At 41.9% G+C, this 17,280-nt stretch carries 12 protein-coding genes; 7 read left to right on the top strand and 5 right to left on the bottom strand.

Translation table 11 applies throughout. The annotated features are described in order from the left end of the window. Window positions 1-13: 13 nt before the first annotated feature. The gene (locus BFP97_RS12185; protein ID WP_069842681.1) at window positions 14-409 is read right to left on the bottom strand and encodes an NUDIX hydrolase; all 396 of its coding nucleotides are present in this window, start codon (window positions 407-409) and stop codon (window positions 14-16) included. 33 nt (window positions 410-442) lie between these two features. Between BFP97_RS12185 and BFP97_RS12180 the strand changes: the two genes are divergently transcribed. Continuing rightward, a complete protein-coding gene (locus BFP97_RS12180) occupies window positions 443-652 on the top strand; it encodes a hypothetical protein (protein WP_069842680.1) in 210 nt (69 codons plus the stop codon). A 12-nt stretch (window positions 653-664) separates the two neighbouring features. Here the strand turns inward: BFP97_RS12180 and scpA are convergent, their stop codons facing one another. Then, window positions 665-3,838, bottom strand: coding sequence for a methylmalonyl-CoA mutase (scpA, locus tag BFP97_RS12175; protein WP_410527947.1), 3,174 nt, complete (start codon window positions 3,836-3,838; stop codon window positions 665-667). 260 nt (window positions 3,839-4,098) lie between these two features. Here scpA and dnaA point away from each other — a divergent pair, with 260 nt between their 5' ends. Beyond that, window positions 4,099-5,523 (top strand): chromosomal replication initiator protein DnaA, encoded by a 1,425-nt coding sequence (gene dnaA / locus BFP97_RS12170; protein ID WP_069842679.1) that lies wholly within the window; start codon window positions 4,099-4,101, stop codon window positions 5,521-5,523. A gap of 47 nt (window positions 5,524-5,570) precedes the next feature. Here the strand turns inward: dnaA and BFP97_RS12165 are convergent, their stop codons facing one another. Then, window positions 5,571-6,155, bottom strand: coding sequence for a hypothetical protein (locus BFP97_RS12165; RefSeq protein ID WP_139135286.1), 585 nt, complete (start codon window positions 6,153-6,155; stop codon window positions 5,571-5,573). 215 nt (window positions 6,156-6,370) lie between these two features. Here BFP97_RS12165 and BFP97_RS12160 point away from each other — a divergent pair, with 215 nt between their 5' ends. After that, a complete protein-coding gene (locus BFP97_RS12160; RefSeq protein WP_069842677.1) occupies window positions 6,371-7,264 on the top strand; it encodes an AraC family transcriptional regulator in 894 nt (297 codons plus the stop codon). A gap of 687 nt (window positions 7,265-7,951) precedes the next feature. Continuing rightward, window positions 7,952-8,314, top strand: a complete 363-nt coding sequence (locus tag BFP97_RS12150) for a hypothetical protein (protein WP_139135285.1) — start codon at window positions 7,952-7,954, stop codon at window positions 8,312-8,314. Window positions 8,315-8,362: 48 nt separating this feature from the next. On the opposite strand, the gene BFP97_RS12145 is transcribed toward BFP97_RS12150, so the two are convergent. Next, complete coding sequence (locus BFP97_RS12145; RefSeq protein WP_069842674.1) at window positions 8,363-9,844, bottom strand: S1C family serine protease; 1,482 nt, start codon at window positions 9,842-9,844, stop codon at window positions 8,363-8,365. Window positions 9,845-10,162: 318 nt separating this feature from the next. On the opposite strand from BFP97_RS12145, the gene BFP97_RS12140 reads away from it, so the two are divergent. Continuing rightward, window positions 10,163-11,320: a 1-deoxy-D-xylulose-5-phosphate reductoisomerase gene (locus BFP97_RS12140; RefSeq protein ID WP_069842673.1), complete on the top strand. Its 1,158-nt coding sequence runs from the start codon at window positions 10,163-10,165 to the stop codon at window positions 11,318-11,320. Next, the gene (gene rseP / locus BFP97_RS12135; protein WP_069842672.1) at window positions 11,320-12,654 is read left to right on the top strand and encodes an RIP metalloprotease RseP; all 1,335 of its coding nucleotides are present in this window, start codon (window positions 11,320-11,322) and stop codon (window positions 12,652-12,654) included. The genes BFP97_RS12140 and rseP overlap by 1 nt, the downstream gene beginning before the upstream one ends. 1 nt (window position 12,655) lies before the next feature. Here the strand turns inward: rseP and BFP97_RS12130 are convergent, their stop codons facing one another. Next, window positions 12,656-14,644 (bottom strand): OmpA family protein, encoded by a 1,989-nt coding sequence (locus BFP97_RS12130; RefSeq protein ID WP_083262534.1) that lies wholly within the window; start codon window positions 14,642-14,644, stop codon window positions 12,656-12,658. Between the two features lie 162 nt (window positions 14,645-14,806). Between BFP97_RS12130 and lon the strand changes: the two genes are divergently transcribed. Then, a complete protein-coding gene (lon, locus tag BFP97_RS12125; protein ID WP_069842671.1) occupies window positions 14,807-17,272 on the top strand; it encodes an endopeptidase La in 2,466 nt (821 codons plus the stop codon). Window positions 17,273-17,280: the final 8 nt, after the last annotated feature.

Below are 17,280 nucleotides of genomic sequence, written 5' to 3'. Positions count from 1 at the left end.
TTCCTAACGATCGTTAGAGTAGGCCTTTTTGCCTCAAATCATGGAAGATAATTTTGTCCACATGCGAGGTTTTGTCCATTTCTTCGAAGGGTAACCAGGCGACTTCTTCGATTTCAGCGGCTGCTTTTAAGATTCCATTGTAATTAGCTTGATAACAAGTCATTTGAACGATGATACCTTCGGCATGACCATGGGCTTGTGCTGAAAAAGTACCATAGTATTGAAGCGATTCGGGCAGTAGCTTCACACTCAGCTCTTCATCAATTTCTCTCAACAAAGCCTGCTCATCGTTTTCACCTGGTTCTCGCTTTCCGCCTGGGATATAAAAGGCCTCTTTGCCTTTACTTCTGGCAACAAGAACTCTCTTCTCTTTGACTTCTATCCAGGCCAGTTTGTCTATGAGTTTCATTTAATTGACTTTTTATCTATAATTTAGTTAGACATGAAAAGGTACTTAACACTAGGTTTTTTATGGCCCCTTGTATTCGCACTCGGGTTTTTGTACCTGACCATTAAGTATGGGTATTTTTTCATTTCTGACAATACCGCGTGGCTCGATCTGGCTTTTGGACTGCTCTTTCTGGCTGTCTTTGGCTTGCTGACCTGGCTATGGTTCAAGGTAGCTTTCGCAAATTTGAAAAAGAAGAAATAACCTGCTCTCAGCCTACTCTTCCTCTATCATTTGTCGGAGAATTTCCTGAGCTGCTTTTGCAATCACGGTGCCAGGACCAAATACTGCCGATACCCCTGCTTCGTAAAGAAAATCATAGTCTTTAGGCGGTATTACTCCACCTGCAATTACCATAATATCTTCTCTACCGAGTCTTTTTAACTCATTGATCAATTGAGGGATCAAGGTCTTATGACCTGCTGCCAAACTGGAAGCACCAATCATATGCACATCGTTTTCAGCCGCTTGTAGGGCTGTTTCATCAGGAGTCTGAAAAAGTGGCCCAATGTCTACGTCAAAGCCTAAGTCGGCAAAACTTGTGGCAATTACCTTAGCACCGCGATCATGACCATCTTGCCCCATTTTGGCAATCATGATACGGGGTCTTCTGCCATCCAATTCTGCAAATTGATCCGCCATTTCTCTGGCTTTCTTAAAGTCTTCGTTGTCTTTCACTTCACTCGAATATACGCCAGAAATGGTTTGGGTCACAGCCTTGTGTCTTCCGAAGACTTTTTCCATCGCCATGGAGATTTCTCCTAATGAGGCTCTTTTTCTAGCAGCATCTACTGCAAGGTCTAGTAGGTTGCCTTCACCCGTTTTGGCACAATGGGTTAAGGCTTCAAGCGCCTTTTCGACTGCATCAATATCTCTTTCGGCTTTCAGTTTGGCCAATCGTTCTAACTGTGACTTACGGACAGCAGTGTTGTCTACCTCCAGAAGATCTATGTCGGTTTCTTCATCAACCTTGTAGCGGTTGACTCCCACAATAACATCCTTTCCGGAGTCAATTCTTGCTTGTTTCCGAGCTGCAGCTTCTTCAATCTTCATTTTGGGAAGACCTGCTTCGATGGCTTTGGCCATGCCGCCCATTTCTTCTACTTCTTGGATTAAGGCCCAGGCCTTTTCTACCAATTGATCAGTCAGATATTCAACGTAATAAGAACCACCCCATGGGTCAATGACTCTGTTAATGCCAGTTTCAGACTGCAAGTATTTTTGCGTATTACGAGCGATTTTCGCTGAGAAATCGGTAGGTAGAGCGATGGCTTCATCGAGGGCATTGGTGTGCAATGATTGGGTGTGTCCAAGAGCTGCCGCCAGGGCTTCCACACAAGTTCTCGTCACGTTGTTAAATGGATCTTGTTCGGTAAGACTCCATCCTGAGGTTTGACAATGCGTTCGCAATGCCATGGATTTGGGATTCTTGGGGTTGAATTGCTTCACCAGTTTGGCCCAAAGCAATCGACCAGCACGCATTTTGGCAATTTCCATAAAGTGGTTCATGCCAATCGCCCAAAAGAAGGAGAGTCTCGGTGCGAATTTGTCGATATCCAAACCAGAAGCAACGCCCTTACGCAGGTATTCCAAGCCATCGGCCAGGGTATAAGCTAACTCAATGTCTGCCGTGGCACCCGCTTCTTGCATGTGATATCCCGAGATACTGATGGAGTTGAACTTGGGCATATGCTTCGAAGTATATTCGAAAATATCACCAATGATTCTCATGGAAGGAGCAGGAGGGTAGATATAGGTATTCCTCACCATAAACTCCTTGAGAATGTCATTCTGGATGGTTCCGCTTAAAAGCGACCTGTCTACTCCTTGTTCTTCGGCCGCTACAATGTAGAATGCCATTATCGGAATTACCGCACCGTTCATGGTCATCGAAACCGACATCTTGTCCAATGGAATTTGCTCGAAGAGCACTTCCATGTCAAGAATGGAATCAATCGCAACTCCGGCCTTACCCACATCACCGACAACACGTGGATGATCTGAGTCATAACCTCTATGTGTTGCCAAGTCAAAAGCAACAGAAAGTCCTTTTTGGCCAGCGGCTAAGTTTCGTCTGTAGAATGCGTTGGACGCCTCAGCGGTAGAGAAACCTGCATATTGGCGAATAGTCCAGGGTCTAACCGTGTACATGGAACTATAGGGGCCGCGTAAATAAGGAGGTTTGCCTGCAATGAATTCAAGATGTTCAGCATCTTGAAGGTCTCCTTCGGTCACTAGCGGTGGTACTGAAATACCTTCTGCGGTCTCCCAATTAATGGGGCTAGTGCTTTCAGATGCCGCCACGCTACTTGCTGTTGGGTCAACACCCTCAATTTTGGCTAGCACTTGATTAACGAGATCAATGGTACTTGCTTCCAAATAGTACGAACCAGCAGCAGGGTCCACATTTTTCCCCAGATACGACTCGTCATTCAATATGCTGGAGATATTTCTGGCCATACGTTCGGCCAGCAAAGTATTGTCAGGGAAAACGGGGTAAAATGGATTTACCAACAGTGCATCAGTTCCACCCGTTATCGCGGACATGGCCATGGTAGTGGCCTGCAACATAAAGTCATGCTTATCTTCTATCTGTCCGTCCCACGATGGAGAGGTGCTTATTATGGTAGGCCGATAGTCTATGACGCCCATTCCGGTTGCAATGGTCTTTATTACCTGACGAAGTGCTCTAAGGCCTGAAATTTCAAGGAAGTAGTCTTTGCCAATCCGTTTTTCAAATGCTATGCAACCCAAACTGATGTTGCTCGGAAATGTAGAATTGTCAAGCTCACTGACGGCCGACTTGGTCAGGGCAGACAGTTGATCTACCAAATCCGAACCAGGCATATCGGAGATGACAAACGTCTTGAGTTCAGGGATGGCTTCTTGAAAGAGAACCCCTTTTCCATGGATAAAGCCTGATACTTTGGATAGGTTAGTTTGGGTTTGTTCTAAGTAATTCAGGTACTCCTTATATATATAGGAGGTTTCAATACTATCTGATTGAAACGAGACCTGACAGAACTCCGGCTTAATGTCTTTTAGGAGTGCCTCAAAGCTTGGTAGCTCGCTTATGCTGAAGAGCAGGCCATTGGCACCATTGTTCAAGGCATCCAGTGCCTTGCTGTTAGCCTCTTTTGATGATGACACGTTCACCAGCTGGTAGTTCGTCCAATAGCGATGACCGAAAGCCTCCGGCTGCGGGTGAACATTGGCCGATTGTGGTAGAGAATCTGGTAGATCGGCTTTGGTATAGAATGGTTTTCCGTGGAAACCTTCACTTTCCCAAAGCAATTCTTCAAATGGTTTTCCCTTCAGGTCTTCGAGTAATTTAGACTTCCAAGATTCGGCTGTCTGCGGTTCGAAATCGGCAAACATTCTTTCCTTCATTTCCTTCAGTTTTCTTCTGCGAAAATAAGTCTTTTCTCAACGGCCACGATATAATTTCAGTCAATTGGCATATACCTTGTTTCAATGTCATTATCGCTAGGGAAGAATAGTTATCCACAAAAAGTCTGTGGATAAGCTCTTTTTAAGGGGAAAACTATTTTGGGCTATCAGCTCGTTTCACCTTTCATGTTCATTTAATTTTTATCATTTTTGTTGCCCGCCTAAAGAAAAATGTGAAGCCCTTATTGCAAAATGGTTAGATGGTAAAAAGTGAAATTTCGGTTTGGGAGGACTGCCTCAGATTTATCAAGAATCAGGTAGGAGAGCAGAGTTTCAAGACATGGTTCGAACCGATAAAACCTTTAGGGCTAAGTGAATCAACACTTACCATTCAAGTTCCGAGTCAATTCTTTTATGAGTATTTAGAAGAGCATTATGTACACCTCTTGCGAGAATGTGTTCAGAATGAGCTGGGTTCAGAAGGAAAACTTGAGTACTCAGTAATTGTTGATAGCGGCAGTGTGCAAAATCAGCCGTACATGGTGACTTTGCCCAACCAGAATCAAAATCAAAAGAAGAATTGGGGGAGACAGCCTACTGAACCTGAGATGATTAATCCGTTCAAGATGCAATCTTTGGACAAGGATTCTAGGTATTCTAACCTCAACCCGGGCTACAATTTCGAAAACTATATTGAAGGTGATTGTAACCGCTTGGCCAGGTCTGCTGGCATTGCAGTTGCTGAAAAACCGGGTATAACTTCCTTTAACCCGCTCATGATATATGGTGGTGTTGGCTTAGGTAAAACTCACCTTGTTCAGGCTATCGGTAATACAGTCAGTCAACAGTCTAGTGATAATTTTGTGCTGTACGTTTCTTCAGAGAAATTCACCACCCAGTTCACAGACGCGATTAAGAATAATAACATCCAGAGCTTTACCAATTTCTACTTGCAAGTGGATACACTCATCATTGATGATGTACAGTTTTTTGCTGGCAAGGAGAAAACTCAGGAGATGTTCTTCCATATTTTCAATCACTTGCACCAAAATGGTAAGCAAATTATCATGTCAAGTGATCGTGCACCAAGAGATTTAAAGGGTCTTCAGGATAGGTTGCTTTCCAGATTTAAATGGGGACTTACCGCTGACCTTCAAATGCCTGATTTTGAGACCAGAATGGCCATTATCATGCGCAAGATGCAGTCTGACGGCATTTATATTCCGGATGATGTGGTCGAATACCTCGCTTACAGTGTAGATACCAATGTAAGAGAACTAGAGGGCGTATTGATTTCCTTGATTGCTCATGCGACACTCAACAAAACGGACATTAACCTTGAGCTTGCCAAGCAAACCTTGAAGAATATCGTTCATGATATTGAGTCTGAGGTAGGAGTGGATTATATCCAGAAGACCGTGGGTGAGTTTTTCCAGATCAGTGTAGAAGACCTCAAAGACAAGACCCGTAAGAAAGAAATTGTGATAGCCCGTCAGGTGGCGATGTATCTCTGTAAAGAGTATACCAATCATTCACTCAAATCTATTGGTTACCACTTTGGTGGTAGAGACCATAGTACTGTAATTCATGCAGTACAATCGGTAAGTGATATGATGGACATCGATTCCAAGTTTTCCAACTCAATGGACGAACTGAGGAAGAAGATGAAAATGAAACTCGTATAAACAAGAAAAGGGGCCAACGGCCCCTTTTTTCATATAACTAATCCTAGTTACTTGATAGAAACTGATTGCACAAAGTTTCTACCGTTTGTTCTCATTTTAACTGTGTATGAACCCTGCTCAAGTTTTGAAAGGTCAAATCTTTTCAATGCCTCACCACCGAAGCTTTCAGAAGTCAATTTTCTGAAGTTGCTGTCGAATATTGTGATTGACACCTCTTCATTGTTATCAGTTGGTAAGATGATGTCTAGTTTTTCGCCATTCTGACGAATAACTGGCTTGACAATAGTCACCTGATCTTCTGAAGTAATCCATGCTGAATCTGCATTGATCGATAAAGGAGTTGCAGTGAAACTCATTTCATTTTCAACTTCAATGGTATAATTACCAGCTTCTAGTGCAGTCAGGTCAAACCTTTTTGCAAATTTTTGTCCTTTGATTGTTTGTGCACTATATAATACTGATCCGTTTTCATCTTTAAGTTGAATATGAGCCGTTGCTTCACCCAGTCCCTTGGTAGATACTACCACAGACTTCATCCCTACTTTCTCTACATTAACACTTGGTTTGGTGTCATTAGCAATTACGAACGTTGATGCCATAACCATTACAGCTGTCAACAATACTTTTCTCATCGTTTTCATTTTACTAATCGTTTTGGGTTTTAAACCAATTATGACAACAAAGGTATGGGGTGGGCTATGGCTGTACTACTCCAAAATTGGTAAGTATATATGCTAAATTAACCCTTGATGGGTTTATGGATTTGAAAGTCGGTAATTTAGAGTATATATATGTTAATTTTGTGGTGGTTTGTGGAACTTACTCATTATAAATTGGTTATATCATCATGAGCAAACAGACAGTGGCTACAAAACCATCATTAGAACAGATATTACCAGCTTTTGGCAGTAGTTTTCTTGTAAGAAGATATAATAGCTCATGTGAGCACAACTTGGCCAATTGGCATTTTCACCCAGAACTGGAGTTGGTATTTGTCAACGGAGGTAGTGGGAAGCGCCACATTGGAAAGCACATGTCCTATTTCAATGATGGAGAATTGATCCTCATGGGGGCAAATCTTCCACATTATGGTTTTACGGATCGCCATAGTGGTAATAAGTCAGAAACTGTCATCCAATTCAAGCAGGATTTTCTAGGTCCTGATTTTTTCAATATCCCTGAAATGGGTTTTGTAAAAAGACTTTTGGAACTGTCTAAGAAGGGCCTGGTTTTTAATGGTGAAACAAAGGAGAGGGTAGGAAAGAAAATTGAAGCTTTGGCCTGGGCCGATCAATATGGCAGACTAATAGGCCTACTGTCTATTTTAAAGGAGTTAGCTGAATCCAAGGAGTACACGGTTCTAAATGCCGATGGCGTAGCAGTTGCAGTCAACTCGAAGGAGAACGATCGGATGAACCTGGTTTACAACTACATCCGAAACCATTTCAAGGAGCATATCTCTCTAGAAGAGATAGCAGATGAGGTAAGCATGACCGTACCGGCCTTCTGTAGGTATTTTAAGAAGATATCTCGCAAAACCTTTACAAAGTTTGTCAACGAATTTAGAATTGTTCATGCCTCAAAGCTTTTGGCTGAAACTTCTATGTCCATTACCGAAGTAAGCTTTGAGAGCGGTTTCAATAACTTCTCGCATTTTAACAAGTCCTTTAAAGAGTTTACAGGCAAGAGCCCATCAGCCTACCGTAAGGATTTTGATAATATTATTGATGAGCTTGATTAAGCCTGTTGATTCATAAATGAGATTCAATTACCTTCAATTATGTATACTGAAGTTAAAGTCGCTCGCCAAATTTTAAATTCTGTTAAGTCATTTGTCGTGAGGGTAAAGGATCATTTGTTTGGAAAACGTTCTGGAGCCAGTAAATGATATTTTATTTATTGTATGTAAACGGTGGCAAGGCTTGTCCCACTTAGTATTGAGTTGCCGATTAAGAGGTTCTTACTCGTAGTAATACCCACATTTGGGTTGATCTTTCTATTAGATATTACTTTCAAATTTATTATCGAATACTTTAATGTTATCCCTCTAAATCCAAGGGTCTACAATACATCATCTGTTGATTTTTTGACAGGTTATCTATCAAGCTTGGGCTTGACTTTGGTAATCTCGGGTTGGGTCTATTGTATTTACTACTTGTTGTATTCTCTATTAAGCCCTAGACTGGATAAATTTCAATTCTATATCAAGTGGCTTCTTTCTTATTGCTACTATCTTTTACTCTTTTCAATCGCGGAGTTTTTATTTGAAGGTTTTAGAATGGATGTTTTATTGGTGTTGTTGATTTCGGCAATTCCTATGTCATTGCTAACTGCCAAGATGATTCCGTTTAGAGCTTTAAGTAAGACTATCTGAACTTAATTCATGTTTTATTAAAACTTACTATAAATTGAATAGCTCATGATTGCTATGTACAAAGTACTTAATTGGGTAATGCTCTTGTCGGTGCTAAGTACCCATCAAAACGAATCTTTGGAGGGTACTTGGATGGCCGAAAAAGACTCAAAGAGCAAATGGGTTTTTACCAATGATGGTAAATGCAAGCGCTATTATGATAACGAATTGTTGAATACCTATGTCTATTCACTTTCCAATACATCACCTCAATGTGATAAGACTGTTCCAGTAAACAGTAAGACACAATATTTGAAACTAGTGAAGGTTGGGAAGGTTGATAGCGAGTACTGTTATGAGGTTAATGGAATAACCGCTGAAAAGCTTTCATTAAGACAAATAGGCACAGGAAGCTTGTTATTATTCGATAAGCAGTGATATTCTGGAATTAAAAAAGCCCGATTCATTTGAATCGGGCTTTTTTGATTATCTGCTGAATCGATACGTTTCGGTGCGTTGTCTTCCATTTTTATCTACTATCTCAAAGTAGATCCTTCCATAGTATTGCTCTATATAGTTGGCCAATGCTTCTGGATTATTCGCATACTTTCTGTTGACTGCTACGATGATATCTCCTTCTTCGATGTCATCCAGTTTTCTGAAGAAGCCTTTCTCCTTATCAATTTTACTCACCTTAACCCCATAGCGTAGCCTGAGGCTTTCTCTTTCAGATTCGGTCAAGGCTCTGAACTCAGCACCCAAGTAACCTGAGAAATAGATATCATCCTCATCTAAGGAGTTGTCGCTACTCAGAATATCTGTATTGCCTAGGATGTTTTCCAATGTTAGGTCTGTCTCGTAGAGTCTTTTGTTTCTTTCGTATTGAACAGTAATGTCATCTCCTGGTGACATGGAATTGATCACTTCCTCAAAGCTCGATTTACTTGTAATACGTTGGTTGCCGATTTTTCGGATCACATCACCCGACTCTAAGCCGGCCTTGTCGGCAGCACCGTTTCTTCTAATGGATTGTATCAGCACACCATCCAAGTCTTTTAGTCGCTCTTCCTGCGCCACTTTTTCATCGATTTCGATGACCTCAGCACCGGTATAGGCCTTTTGAACCACCTTATATTTCTTAAGGTCTTCAACGATTTTTTCGACCACATCTGAGGGAACCGCAAAGCCATATCCGGCATAAGATCCGGTTCTCGAGATAATGGAAGTATTGATACCAACCAATTCACCTTCAGTATTCACTAAAGCCCCACCGCTATTGCCAGGGTTAATGGCCGCATCGGTTTGAATGTATAATTTGATTGGAAAGTTCTCTCTGATGGCCTTAGAGTCACTACCAATAGCACTTACAATACCCGCGGTAACGGTCGATGTCAGGTTAAATGGATTACCTACTGCCAATACCCAATCACCCACTTTCACATCTCGGCTTGGAGCAATATCAATGGCAGGGAGATCATTAGCCTCGATTTTCAACACGGCAATGTCCATGCTCGGGTCGGTACCTACCAATTTGGCTTTATAAGTTCTTTTCTCATGCTGTACTTCAATGGCATCTGCACCTTCAATCACATGATGGTTAGTAATGATATAACCATCTTCAGAGTATATCACACCCGATCCAGATCCAATGGCCACCCCGCTCTGAGAACCACCTCTACCACCATAGAAGTATTCCATAAAGCTCATACTTCTTCGACTGCGCTGGATGTTTTTGATATAGACGACACTACTTACGGATTTCTCAGCCGCTAATCTGAAGTCTACCGGCAAGGCAGCAGGAGCTGACTCATAACGATCAGTTGACTCATAATTGGCTTGCTGAAAGTTAGCTGGTACCTCACGAATAACTTCTGTGATCGTGTTGGGGTTGGATAGTTTCTGATAAGTAAAAGCTCCTGCGATTCCACCGACAAAAGCGATCAGGACTATGGCAATCTTACTCTTCATATTCAATTCTTTAATAAGCAATCTCAAATGCGCTCTTGAGATATAACTGACCTTTTCGGAGCGCGCTGTGTTGTCAGTTTTCCTTATTCAAACTTACGCTTAGCAGATGAAATGGGTTTATCTGCTGTGTTAATTATAGTTAAATCAGGCCCTCAAAAGTAAAACCATGTTAAATCGACTTTTGTTGGGTAAGGGTATTCATAAACACTGATGGTCCTGAGCATTTGGTGACCTTTTAAAAAGGTCTAAATTTGCACCGCTGTCAGCAGATTCAAGATCAATGAATTAGGCTGAATTAGATTCAATAAATAAATCCATTTGTCAGCAAAAAAGCATATTGCCATTCTTGGCTCAACCGGTTCTATCGGTACCCAGGCACTTGATGTGATCAGGGCCAATCCTGATAAGTTCGAAGTTGAGGTATTAACGGCTATGAATAATAGCGAACTCCTGATTAAGCAGGCCAAAGAATTCAAACCGAATACGGTGGTGATCACGAATGAGGATCTCTATGATGATGTTTTCGGCCAGCTGGATGCGCTTGATATTAAAGTGTATGCCGGAGCGAATGCCTTGAATTCGGTGGTGCAAATGGATACCATTGATATCGTTCTGACAGCCTTGGTGGGCTATGCTGGTTTAAAACCGACAATTTCGGCCATAGAAAGTGGAAAGAATATCGCGCTGGCCAACAAGGAGACCTTGGTAGTGGCCGGAGAGTTGATTACAGCACTTGCTCAGCAAAAGGCAGTAAATATATACCCTGTTGACTCGGAGCATTCTGCAATCTTTCAGTGTCTGGTGGGTGAGTTTCATAATCCGATCGAGAAGATCATTCTTACGGCCTCTGGAGGACCGTTTAGAGGGCGAGATCGTGAGGCATTGCTCCAGGTAAAAAAAGAACAGGCCCTCAAACACCCGAACTGGGAAATGGGTGCGAAGATTACCATAGATTCGGCAAGCCTAATGAATAAAGGGCTTGAGGTGATTGAAGCCAAGTGGCTTTTTAACCTTAGCATGGATCAAATAGAGGTGGTAGTTCATCCTCAGTCTATAATTCATTCAATGGTTCAGTTCGAAGATGGAAGTATTAAGGCACAAATGGGATTGCCAGATATGAAGCTTCCTATTCAATTTGCCCTAAGCTACCCTGATCGTATTAAATCAGATTTTCCGAGGTTCAATTTTATGGACTACCCAGAGCTCACTTTCGAACAACCGGATATCGAAACCTTCAGAAATTTAGGCTTGGCTTTTGAGTCGATGAAACAAGGCGGCAATATGCCTTGTATATTAAATGCGGCTAACGAAGTTGCAGTAGCCAAGTTTTTGAAAGACGAAATAGGCTTTTTGGAAATGTCTGACCTAATTGAACATTGTTTGGCCAAGACATCTTTTATTAAGAAGCCAACGTATGAGGACTATGTCATGTCCGACAGAGAAACTAGAGAATTAGCAAACGCATATAGAAATTAATGGAAACCATTGTTCAAATAGCCCAGCTACTGCTGGCGCTTTCAATTTTAGTAGGGATACATGAGGGAGGTCACATGCTGACCGCCAAAATGTTTGGTATGAAGGTCGAGAAGTTCTTCATTGGTTTTCCTCCAACCATATTTTCATTTAAGAAGGGAGAGACTGAGTACGGTCTTGGCGCCATTCCATTGGGAGGTTTTGTGAAAATCTCCGGTATGATCGATGAGTCGATGGATAAGGAGCAAATGGCCAAACCACCGCAACCCTGGGAGTTTAGGTCAAAACCAGCATGGCAACGTTTGATCGTTATGCTTGGTGGTATCATCGTCAATGTTGTGGCAGGGGTTATTGCCATGATTATTTTAACTTATAACACAGGCGATGAATATGTTCCAAGCGAAGTTGTTATGGAAAGTGGTATTCAGGCTTTCGATTACGGTGAGCAATTCGGTTTTAAAACAGGAGATATCATTCTTAACGTCAATGGGGAGTCTTACGAGCGCTTTAGCGAGGTAACCAACCCTTCCGTTTTTCTTGAGTCTGACGCCTACTACACCGTGCTGAGAGACGGACAGCAGGTTCGAATAGACGTACCAAGTGATGCACTCGATATTATGTCTAAGGATAAAGGGTTTAGAAGCAATTACATCAACCCTAGGCTTCCCTTTTTGGTAGCATTCCCTAACGATAAGGAATATCAAGCCAATTCGAATGCTAAGAATGCAGGTATTCAGATGGGTGATAAAATCACCTATATCGAAGATGTTAAAATTGACTTCTGGGATCAGATGAAACCAACGTTGGCTCAGTATGCTGGCGAGTCAGTGACAGTTAAAATTGACCGTGATGGAGATGCGCTTGAATTTAACATTCCGGTTAATCCGGATACCACTATTGGCATTATGGTGGGTTCAACACTTGAAACGGCCGTTAAGGACTACACCTTTGGCGAGGCTGTTACTAAAGGCACCTCAGAGGCATTTGGAATGGTAATCCTGAATGCACGTGCAATGGGTAAGATGTTTACAGGCGGATTATCTGCTAGAAGCCTCAGCGGACCTATCGGAATAGTTGAAATGTTTCCTAAGACATGGGATTGGAATGCATTCTGGTTCACGACAGGTTTTATCTCTATGATTCTTGCCTTTATGAACTTGCTACCCATACCGGCATTGGATGGAGGTCATGTGATGTTCTTGCTTTTCGAAATGATCTCTGGTAAGGCACCGTCAGACAAGTTCCTTGAGGGAGCCCAAAAAGTAGGTATGATCATCCTTTTAGGTTTGATGGTATTCGTCTTTGGAAATGATATACTGAAGCTATTCGGGATATAGTTTAATCATTCCCATTATTGAACTGATTCTTAGGCGGGTCACGATAAATTTCGAATTCGACTCGCCTGTTTAACTTTTTGTCTTCTTCAGTCTTTTCTTCCTTAATAATCGGAAGTTCACTGCCATAGCCCATCGCAAAAATTCGTTGTGGGTTGATAGACGCTTTGCCTAGAATGTATCTTTTGATGGCGTCTGCCCGCTGCTGCGATAGCTTTAAGTTAGAAATTGGGTTGCCACTAGAGTCAGTATGCCCTGATATATTAAGGTTAAAAGTTGGGTTGTCGATTAGGAAGTCAATGACCTTATTCAAGTCTGGTTCCATAACGGGTAAAATCTTTGAACTGGCGTTTTCAAATTCAATGGTGGCAAATTCAATTTTACTACCGACTTGCTCAACGACACCCTCATAGTCGGTATCTCCATCCAGGAAGAAAAGTTTTTCCAGCCTGAAGAAGTCATCTCCCTGAACGATCAGTAAGTAATTTCTCTGATTAATTAGATCAAACTCAAAGGTGCCATCGTCTCTGGCAAACTTAGGGGCCACTTCTACTCCTTCGTCCAAGTCAATAATAGAAACAATAGCGTTCTTAGGAATTTTCCCTGTGACCTCACTAATTCTACCATTAAATCTGGTTGTGGCCAGTGGTTGGCCAGCCATAGGTAGTGGAAAAGAGTAGAGGTCCAGGTTTTTCATGCTTTCCTCTTTCGATCTGGAATAAAAGATGAAGTCAGACTTCGCATCTATACTGAAATAGAACTCAGTACCGATACCATTCACGAGTGGACCAATATTGATGGGTTCAGACCATTGTCCTGAGGCTTTGTATGCTTTATAGATATCATAGTCACCGAAGTTCAGCAAGTGGCCATTACTACTAAAGTAAAGCACATCAAATTCACGGTGATAGAAAGGGCTCACCTCATTATTTCGTGTGTTAATGATAGGGCCAAGGTTTTGAGCCTCACCCCATCTTCCTCTCTTATCTTTCACACTATAGTAAAGGTCGGCAAGGCCAAAGCCCCCTCTGCGATCCGAAGAGAAGTATAATGTGTCTTCCGTAGCATTAAGGCTGGGGTGTGAATCCCATTGGTCAGAGTTGACTTTTTCTCCCAAGTTCTCAGGTTCTGTCCATAAGGTATCACCTTGAAAATTGGAGACATAGAGATCGCAATTACCGAAGCCATCGGGTGCCTCGCATCTGGAAAAGAAAAGAGATTTTCCGCTTTGCGATAAATAACCAGAGCCATCATTATAACGCGAATTGATATTGGGGATCATTTCCGCAGTTCCCCAACCAGTCCCCGTATTAAGGGTGTAAAATAAATCTTCATTCACATATTTGTTGATTCCAGTGTTTACTGAGTTCCTTTTGGAAGTAAAAATCATGACGGAATCATTGCTGGAAACCATAGGAGCATAGTCTTCACTGATGGAATTCACCCTGGGACCCATACTCGTCAAAACACTCCTTGGAGGAATCAGCGTATCAACCTTTCTTCTGTACTCGACCAGATCATAATAGTATTCCAGAGGAACGAAGTATGACTTCTTATTTCGATCTAATGAATCATATCGTGCCATGATGGCCGGAATGTCCAGTCCCCGCCTGTAATGCTTAAGCACCATGGCATATAAAGGCTTGGCCTCTTCGGGAGACCCAAAAATTTCTGTGAGCTTGGCCAGTCTCCAGATATAATAGGTTTGAAGAGCAAAGTTCTGAGTACCGAAATTGGAAACATATTTCTTCAGTTCTGGATAAAGCGCTTGCCAGTTACGCTCCCTATCCAATTTTTCAATCTTCTTCTCTAACTTTTTATTAAGATAAACCGGTGTTTTGTTGATGTTGGGGAAGGAAAGGTCAGAAATGTCAACAGCAACCGAATCAGAACTTAGGGCGACTTTTTTAGTCCTTTTTTTGAAAAGCTGTCCATGCGCTGCAAATGAGTAGCAGAGTAGAAGGAGTGTCAAGACAATGCCTCTTCTTAGCATGGATCGATAACTGTTGATAATAGGTGAATTTATGAAAACAAAGTTATCCGTTTTACGGAACTATGAAAAAGGAGTTCATGACAACAAAACGATTGGCATAGCGCTTGCAATATGGGCATGACTTAATTTTTCTGACATTATGTGTCAGATTGACACCTCATTATGAAGATTGATAAGAACACAATAGGATCCATTTTGGCTGCAGAGCTAAGTGAAGAAGAAAGTGGAGAATTCATTCAAATGATTGCTCCTGATGACGAGGATAGTACACAGCTGGCGGATCTTCCTGAAGAACTTCCCATTTTGGCGGTTCGTAATACCGTATTATTTCCAGGTGTTCTTATTCCAATCACTGTTGGAAGACAGAAGTCTATCAAGGTGGTAAAGCAAGCTTACAAAGGGGATAAAATCATTGGGGTGATCACACAGGAAAACCCTCAAGTGGATGACCCGAAAGCGGGAGATCTCTATAAAGTAGGAACGGTCGCCAAGATTGTGAAGATGCTCGTATTGCCTGATGGTAATACGACCATTATTGTTCAGGGTAAGCAGCGATTTGAAGTCACTGAATTTACGGCTACCACACCTTATCTGAAGGCCAAAGTAAATTACCTGGAAGAGAACTTTCCTAAAAGACTTTCAAAGGAGGTGAAGGCAATTATTCAGTCTATTCGTGATACGGCTAATCGCATCATGACATTAAATCCTGAGATTCCTAAAGAAGCACAGGTTGCCCTCGAAAATATTGAAAAACCCAGCTTTTTGGTGCATTTCTTATCCTCAAATATCAATGCTGAGTTGAAGGAAAAGCAGGATTTACTCGAAATCAATGACGGTGTTGAAAGAGCTACTCAATTGCTTCAGCATTTGATGAAGGAAGTTCAAATGCTCGAATTGAAGCATGAGATTCAGAACAAGGTGCACTCTGATATTGATCAGCAGCAACGCGATTATTTCCTTCGTCAACAGATGAAAGTCTTGCAGACCGAACTAGGAGACGGGGGGCCGGAGCAGGAAGTAGAAGAGCTTAGAAGAAAGGCTAAAGAAAAGAACTGGCCAGAAAAAGTTGCCAAGCATTTCGATAAAGAGTTGGATAAAATTCTTCGTATGAATCAGATGGCTGCTGAGTATCCGGTGGCCATGAATTATGCTGAATTGATGGTTGACCTACCTTGGGGTGAATATTCAAAAGACAACTTAGATTTAAAGAGAGCCAAGAAGATTTTAGAAGACGATCACTACGGCTTAGAGAAAGTGAAAGATCGTATTCTCGAATACCTAGCAGTGCTTAAGCTGAAGAACGATCTGAAAGGACCGATCCTCTGCCTCTATGGACCTCCAGGTGTTGGTAAGACCTCACTAGGTCGTTCAATTGCCAAAGCCCTTGATCGTCAGTATGTCAGAATGTCACTTGGAGGTGTTCAGGATGAAGCTGAAATCCGCGGTCATAGAAAAACCTATATCGGAGCTATGCCGGGTAAGGTGATTCAAAATATTAAGAAATCGAAGTCGTCTAATCCGGTATTCGTATTGGACGAAATTGATAAGGTGAATTCTAATTTCAGAGGTGATCCATCTTCCGCTTTGCTGGAAGTACTTGACCCAGAGCAAAACCACGAGTTTACAGATAACTATCTGGAAGTAGAGTATGACTTATCAAAAGTACTCTTCATTGCCACAGCCAACTCATTGGACACTATTCAACCCGCACTTAGAGATAGGATGGAGATTATTGAAGTCTCTGGCTATACCATCGAAGAGAAGGTAGAAATCGCCAAAAGGCACTTGATCCCTAAGCAGAAAACCGAGCATGGTTTGAAGCCAAAAGACGTCTCTTTTGATAAGAAGGCCATTCAGTTTATAGTGGAAGGCTATACACGTGAGTCAGGGGTAAGGAGCCTTGAACGTGTTGTTGGTTCTGTAGTCAGAAGTGTGGCTAAATCAATTGCGCTCGAAGAGGAGTACCCTAAAAAAATCACCACTGAGTTTATAGAAAAGGTATTGGGAGGTCAACGCTTCGACAAAGAGATTTACAATGACAATAAGAATGCCGGTGTCGTTACAGGTTTGGCCTGGACGGCAGTTGGTGGAGAAATATTGTTCATAGAATCTAGTTTGAGCCGAGGCAAAGGTAAATTGACCTTGTCAGGTCAGCTAGGAGATGTAATGAAAGAGTCTGCGATGGCGGCCATTTCTTATCTTAAGTCGAATGCTGAAGCTTACGGTATTAACTATAAGGTTTTCGATAAGTACGACTTACATATGCATGTTCCTGCGGGAGCAGTACCTAAGGATGGACCTTCGGCAGGTATCACAATGCTCACCGCTTTGGCCTCATTATTTACCCAAAGAAAGGTGAAGAATAAGCTGGCGATGACCGGTGAGATTACCTTGAAAGGAAATGTACTTCCAGTAGGTGGCATCAAAGAGAAGATTCTAGCGGCCAGAAGAGCAGGTATCAAAGAGATCATTTTGAGTAAGAGAAATCAAAAGGATATCTCAGAGATTGATGCCCAGTACACTAAAGGTTTGAACTTCCACTTCGTGGAAAAAGCAGATGAAGTCTTAGAGATTGCTTTGACAAGTCAAAAAGTAGATAATCCGATCAAATTTGTAGTTGAGGACTAAAATTCAAC

This window comes from Roseivirga sp. 4D4, from assembly GCF_001747095.1.
Classification (GTDB): Bacteria; Bacteroidota; Bacteroidia; order Cytophagales; family Cyclobacteriaceae; genus Roseivirga.
The sequence above is the reverse complement of the archived record's forward strand: the minus strand, read 5'-3'. Positions and strand labels throughout refer to the sequence as shown.